Here is a 5749-nt window from a genome sequence, read left to right as displayed (position 1 = left end):
GCTCCCACGACGGGCGGGGGTTCGTGGGAGCGGCCTCTGGCCGCGATGGGGCAGTGCGCGGTCAAGGGCGTCGCGGCTGGAAGCCGCTCCCACAACGGGTGGCCAATAGGGTAAAGGGATGACCATCGAAACCGTTTTCCTGAGCATCTTTTCATTGGGCGCACTGGCCGGTGCGGTGGCGATGTTCTTTCTGCGCCACCCGATGCGGGTCGCGATGGCGCTGATCGGGACGATGCTCTCGCTGGCCGCGATCTACGCCCAGCTGGGCCTGCACGTGATCGCGGTGTTCCAGGTGCTGATCTACGTGGGCGCGGTGATGGTGTTCATGATCTACGCGATCATGCTGCTGGACGTTCGGGACCGTTCCTTCACCGAGCGTTTCTCGCCGATGCTCGTGGCCGGCCTCGCCGGATTGCTGCTGCTCGTTGGCGTGCTCGTCGACGGCGCGCTGCGCGGCGAGCCGGTCGTGGCTCCGGCGCCCACGGAGGGTGCATTCGGGGTCGGGGTCTTCGCCGCGGCCTTCATGGACGGGTTCTGGGTGTACTTCGCGCTCGCGGCCGTGCTGCTGCTGGTCGCGGAGATCGCCGCCAGCGCGGTGATCGACATCCGGCGCCGGGGCGAGGACCTCGCCGCAGCACGCAGGGGAAAGCGGGATGACTGATGCCAATCTCCTGCTCGCGGTCTCCGGCATGCTGTTCGCACTCGGCCTGGTCGGGGTGGTGGTGCGTCGCAACCTGCTGGTGATGCTCATGTTCCTGGAGCTGATGCTGAACGGCGTGCTGCTGAGCCTCGCGGTGTTTACCCAGTTGCTGGGCGCGGAGGCGGGAGCGGTACTGATGTTCCTGGTCTTCGTGGTGGCGGCCGCCGAGATCGCGATCGCGGTGCCGATCGTGCTGCTGCTGGTGCGGGCCGGTCACACGCTGGATCCCGGCAGCTACGCCGGGCTCAAGGGATAACCCGGGATGGAAGGCATGCTGACATTCCTGGTTCTGCTGCCGCTCGCGGGTTTCCTGCTGAACGGGTTGCTCGGGAGGCGGCTGGGAACGGGGTTCGTGAACGGGGTGGGCGTCGGACTGCCGTTCCTCGCCTTCGGGGTCGCGCTCTGGGCGTGGCGCACTCTCGAGGCCGGCGACGGAGCGCCCATCGTGGAGACGGTGTTCACCTGGGCGGTGATCGGGGAATACAGCTTCGAGATCGCGTTCTATCTCGACCGCCTGAGCGCGGTGATGGCCCTGATCGTGACCGGTGTCGGCGCGCTGATCCACCTCTATTCCGTCGGCTACATGAAGGGGGACGAGGGCTATGCGCGCTACTTTGCCTACCTGAACCTGTTCCTGTTCTTCATGCTGCTGCTGGTGCTCGGCCGCTCGCTGCTGGTGCTGTTCGTCGGCTGGGAGGGAGTGGGACTCGCGTCCTACCTGCTGATCGGCTTCTGGTTCCAGGACGTGGCCAAGGCCCGCGCCGGACGCAAGGCCTTCATCACCAACCGCGTCGGCGACGCCGGCTTCCTGCTCGGCATGTTCCTCGTCTTCACGTTCGCGGGCACCCTCGAGATGGACCGGATCAACGAGGTCTTCGCCGCCGGTGTGGTCCCCGTTGGCGTCGCGACGGCCGCCGGGATCCTGCTGTTCATCGGTGCGACTGGCAAGTCGGCGCAGATCCCGCTGCATGTCTGGCTGCCGGACGCGATGGCGGGCCCCACGCCGGTCTCCGCGCTGATCCACGCGGCAACCATGGTGACGGCAGGGGTGTACCTGGTCGCGCGGCTCTCCGGGGTGTACCTGGAGGCACCTGCCGCGTCCGCGCTGATTGCGGTGATCGGCGTGCTGACCGCCTTCCTGGCCGCGACCATTGCGCTGGTGCAAACCGACATCAAGAAGGTTCTCGCCTATTCGACGATCTCCCAGCTCGGCTTCATGTTCCTGGCGCTGGGCGTCGGCGCCTACGGCGTGGCGGTCTTCCACCTGTTCACCCACGCCTTCTTCAAGGCCGCGCTGTTCCTCGGCGCCGGCAGCGTGATCCACGCGCTCAACGGCGAGCAGGATATCCGCCTCATGGGCGGACTGGCACGGCGCATTCCCTGGACCTTCGGGACCTTTGCGATTGCGACCGCCGCGATCGCGGGCCTGCCGCCGCTCGCCGGCTTCTTCTCCAAGGACGAGATCCTCTGGTTCGCGCTCGCAAGCGGGGAGGGCGGTTCGCTCTCGCTGTGGGCTCTGGGGTCGCTGACGGCCCTGTTGACGGCGCTGTACATGTTCCGGCTGCTGTGGCTGGTGTTCCTCGGGCGTTCCCGGATGGAGCCGGACACCGAGCGTCACGTGCACGAGTCCCCGGTCACGATGACCGGTGTGCTGGTGGTGCTCGCGGCCTTCTCGGTGATCGGTGGCTGGTTCGGGCTATCCCACTACCTGGAACCGCTGTTGCCGCTGCCCGCGCTGCGCCTTGATTCGGCCCTGCTGCACTGGGCGCAGATTGGCTTCGCGGTGGTGCTGGCGCTGCTCGGCCTGATCGGGGCGGCCTGGCTGTACCGCGATGGCGGAAAGCCCGCCGATCAGCTCTGGCAGCGGTTCCGGCGGCTGCACCGGGTGCTCGACGGGAAGTACTTCGTCGACGAACTCTACGACCGCTTGCTGCAGCGCCCCTGGCGCTGGGTCTCGGACCGGGTCTTCCTGCGCCTGGGTGATCGCCTGCTGATCGACGGTTCGTTGCACGGTCTGGCCGCACTCGCTCGCTGGAGCGCAGTCGCCTTCACCCGCGTACAGAGCGGCAGCCTGCACTGGTACGCCTGGATGACGCTGTTCGGGCTGGTCGCGGTCCTGATCTGGGTGTGGCGTCATGTCTGAAGCCATGGCCCTCAATCTCCTGCTGTTCCTGCCGGTGATCGGCGGGGCCTTGCTGCTGCTGTTGCCGGAACGGCGCCCGGAGCTCGTGCGCGGGCTGTCGATGCTGGTGCTGGGCGCGCAGCTGGTGCTCGCGGCGGGGCTGTACTTCCAGTTCGAGGCCGGCGTATCCGGGCTGCAGTTCGAGACCCGGATTCCCTGGATTGCCGCCTGGGGTGTGCACTACCACATTGGCCTGGACGGGCTGAACCTCCTGCTGGTGCTGCTGACCGCCTTTCTCGGTCCGCTGGTCGTCGCCGGTGCGTTCACCTCGATCACGAAGGACGTGAAGCTCTTTCACGGGATGGTGCTGTTCCTCCAGTTCACGATGTTGGGGACCTTCCTCGCCCAGGATCTGTTCCTGTTCTACGTGTTCTGGGAGGCCATGCTGATCCCGATGTTCCTGATCATCGGGATCTGGGGTGGCGAGCGGCGCATCTATGCGACGCTGAAGTTCTTCCTGTACACGGCCTTCGGCAGCATCCTGATGCTGGCCGCGGTGGTCTACCTCGCATTCACGGTGCTCAGCCAGGACGGTACCCCGTCCTTCGCGATCGCCGATCTCTACCTGCTGGAACTGGCGGTTCCGGTGCAGGTGCTGCTGCTCACCGGATTCGCGCTGTCGTTTGCGATCAAGGTGCCGATGGTGCCGCTGCACACCTGGCTTCCCGATGCCCACGTGGAGGCCCCGACGGCGGGCTCGGTGATTCTCGCGGGGGTATTGCTGAAGATGGGGACCTACGGCTTCCTGAAGCTGGGTTTCCCGCTCTTCCCGGAGGCGGCCCAGCTGGCGACTCCGCTGATCATGACGCTTGCCGTGGTCAGCATCCTCTACGGCGCGGGGCTCGCGCTGGTGCAGGACGACATCAAGAAGATCATTGCCTATTCGTCGGTCAGCCATCTCGGCTACGTGATGCTGGGACTGGTCAGCTACAACCTGCTCGGGGTGCAGGGGGCGATCATCCAGATGGTCAGCCACGGACTCGTCGCCGGGGGGCTGTTCCTGATGGTCGGGATGATCTACGAGCGCTGCCACAGTCGCGACCTCGGCGCCTACGGCGGGCTCGCGAAGCTGCTGCCGGTCTATTCGGTCTTCTTCATGCTGCTGACTCTCGCGGCGATCGGGCTGCCGGCCACCAGCGGCTTCACCGGCGAGTTCCTGGTGCTGCTGGGGGCCTTCCAGGGAGCCTGGCCCCTCTATGAGCAGGGCCTGGTCTACCCGCTGGCACTCGCCTCCGCGGCGGTCCTTGGGATCGTGCTGGGCGCGCTGTACATGCTGCGGCTCGCGCGCCGGCTGCTGTTCGGGGGCGCGCGGGCCCCGGAGCCCGAGGGGGGCGCGCTGCGGGATCTGAGCCCGCGGGAGATGGGTATCCTGGCCGCACTGATCGCGGCGATCCTCTATATCGGCGTCCTGCCCAACGAATTTTTGCAGAAGACGGAACAGGCAGTGATCGAATACCAGCAGCGTGTCGTGCCTGAACGGGTCGGGGAGGGCATCCGATGACACCGGAGGGCCTGCTGCTGGCCGCGCTGCCGGAGCACCTGCTGCTGCTCGGCATCCTCGCGATCCTGGTCACCGACCTGGTTTCCAGCCGGCCGCGGGACGCGTTCCTGCCGGCGCTGCTGACCCTGCTCGCCGCTGGCATCGCGGCCGTCTGGCTGCACGGGACCGGGCACTCGGGGACTCCCTTCCCGGGGCACTTCTCGGTGGATACGGACGCCTTCGCGGCAAAGGCATTGCTTTTCGGTCTCGCCGTGCCAGTGCTCTTCCTCGCCCGGGACGAACGTCACGAGAGCCGCTTCGCGATGCTGCTACTGGCGTCACTGTACGGCGCAGGGCTGCTGCTGTCGGCGGATAGCCTGCTGATGGTGTTCTTCGGCCTGGAACTGCTGTCGCTGCCGCTGTACGCGCTGGTGGTGCTGGGCTTCCGGCGCCCGGAGAGCGCCGAGGCCGCGCTGAAGTACCTGGTGCTGGGCGGGGTCGGGACCGCGGTGCTGCTGATGGGGCTCTCCCTGACCCTGGGCGCGACAGGCGGGCTGACGGCGGCCGACTTTCGCACGGCGCTGGGCGGGGAGGACCTTCTTTCGCGAGGTGCGGTGGTGCTGGTGGTCGCGGCCTTCATGCTGAAGGCGGCGATCGTGCCGTTCCATGCCTGGGCGCCCGATGCCTACGAGGGCGCAAGCGTGCCGGCAACGGCGTACATGGCGACCGTGGTCAAGGGCGCGGTGTTGCTGGCCCTGGTGCGGCTCTTCGGGGAGGCGGGCGCCGGGACGGATCTGCTGGCGGTGGTGGTCGCGCTGGCGCTGCTGTCGATCGTCTGGGGCAATCTGGCGGCGATGCGCCAGGAGGGCTTCAGGCGGCTGATCGCCTACTCGTCGATCGCGCATGCCGGGTATCTCTTCCTGGCGCTGCTGGGACCGGCCGAGGCGCGCTTCGAGACGGTGGCCTTCTACGTGATCGTCTATGGCCTGACCAACCTGCTGGCCCTCGCGTGCCTGCCGAGAGGGGAGGACTGGCTGCGCGATCGGCTGAACAGCCTGAAGGGCCTGTACCACCGGGATCCGCGCGCCGCGATCCTGATCGCGGTGGCGATGCTCTCGCTCGCGGGAATCCCCCCATTCCCGGGCTTCGTCGCGAAGTTCCTGGTCTTCCGCACGGTGATGGAATCGGGCCTGGTGGCCGTGGCGGTCGTGGGCCTGGTCGCGAGCTACCTGGGCATCTACCTGTATCTCAGGGTGGTCCGGTACATGTTCATGACGCCTGCGGAGGCCCATCCGCGCACCGAGCCGGCCGCGGGCTTCGGCACGGCAGCCGCGCTGATAACCCTGGCGGCGGTGCTGCTGGTCGGTGTCTTCCCCGGCGTGGTCCT

Annotated in this window: 5 protein-coding genes; all 5 read left to right on the top strand. The window is 67.4% G+C overall.

Annotation, left to right across the window (positions count from 1 at the left end; translation table 11 throughout):
- The first annotated feature begins 118 nt into the window (after positions 1 to 118).
- Complete coding sequence (locus ACESMN_RS13170; RefSeq protein WP_373054066.1) at positions 119 to 661, top strand: NADH-quinone oxidoreductase subunit J; 543 nt, start codon at positions 119 to 121, stop codon at positions 659 to 661.
- Positions 654 to 956: an NADH-quinone oxidoreductase subunit NuoK gene (nuoK, locus tag ACESMN_RS13165; protein ID WP_373054065.1), complete on the top strand. Its 303-nt coding sequence runs from the start codon at positions 654 to 656 to the stop codon at positions 954 to 956. Before ACESMN_RS13170 ends, nuoK begins: the two co-directional genes overlap by 8 nt.
- A gap of 15 nt (positions 957 to 971) precedes the next feature.
- Positions 972 to 2843, top strand: coding sequence for an NADH-quinone oxidoreductase subunit L (nuoL, locus tag ACESMN_RS13160; RefSeq protein WP_373054064.1), 1872 nt, complete (start codon positions 972 to 974; stop codon positions 2841 to 2843).
- Entirely contained in the window at positions 2836 to 4383 is a 1548-nt protein-coding gene (locus ACESMN_RS13155; protein ID WP_373054063.1) for a NuoM family protein, read from the top strand. The genes nuoL and ACESMN_RS13155 overlap by 8 nt, the downstream gene beginning before the upstream one ends.
- Positions 4380 to 5749, top strand: a 1370-nt coding sequence (locus tag ACESMN_RS13150; RefSeq protein ID WP_373054062.1) for an NADH-quinone oxidoreductase subunit N, incomplete at its 3' end; no start/stop codon positions are given. The genes ACESMN_RS13155 and ACESMN_RS13150, both read left to right, overlap by 4 nt.

This window comes from Thioalkalivibrio sp. (assembly GCF_041690275.1).
In the GTDB taxonomy this organism is placed as follows: Bacteria; Pseudomonadota; Gammaproteobacteria; order Ectothiorhodospirales; family Ectothiorhodospiraceae; genus Thioalkalivibrio.
The sequence above is the reverse complement of the archived record's forward strand: the minus strand, read 5'-3'. Positions and strand labels throughout refer to the sequence as shown.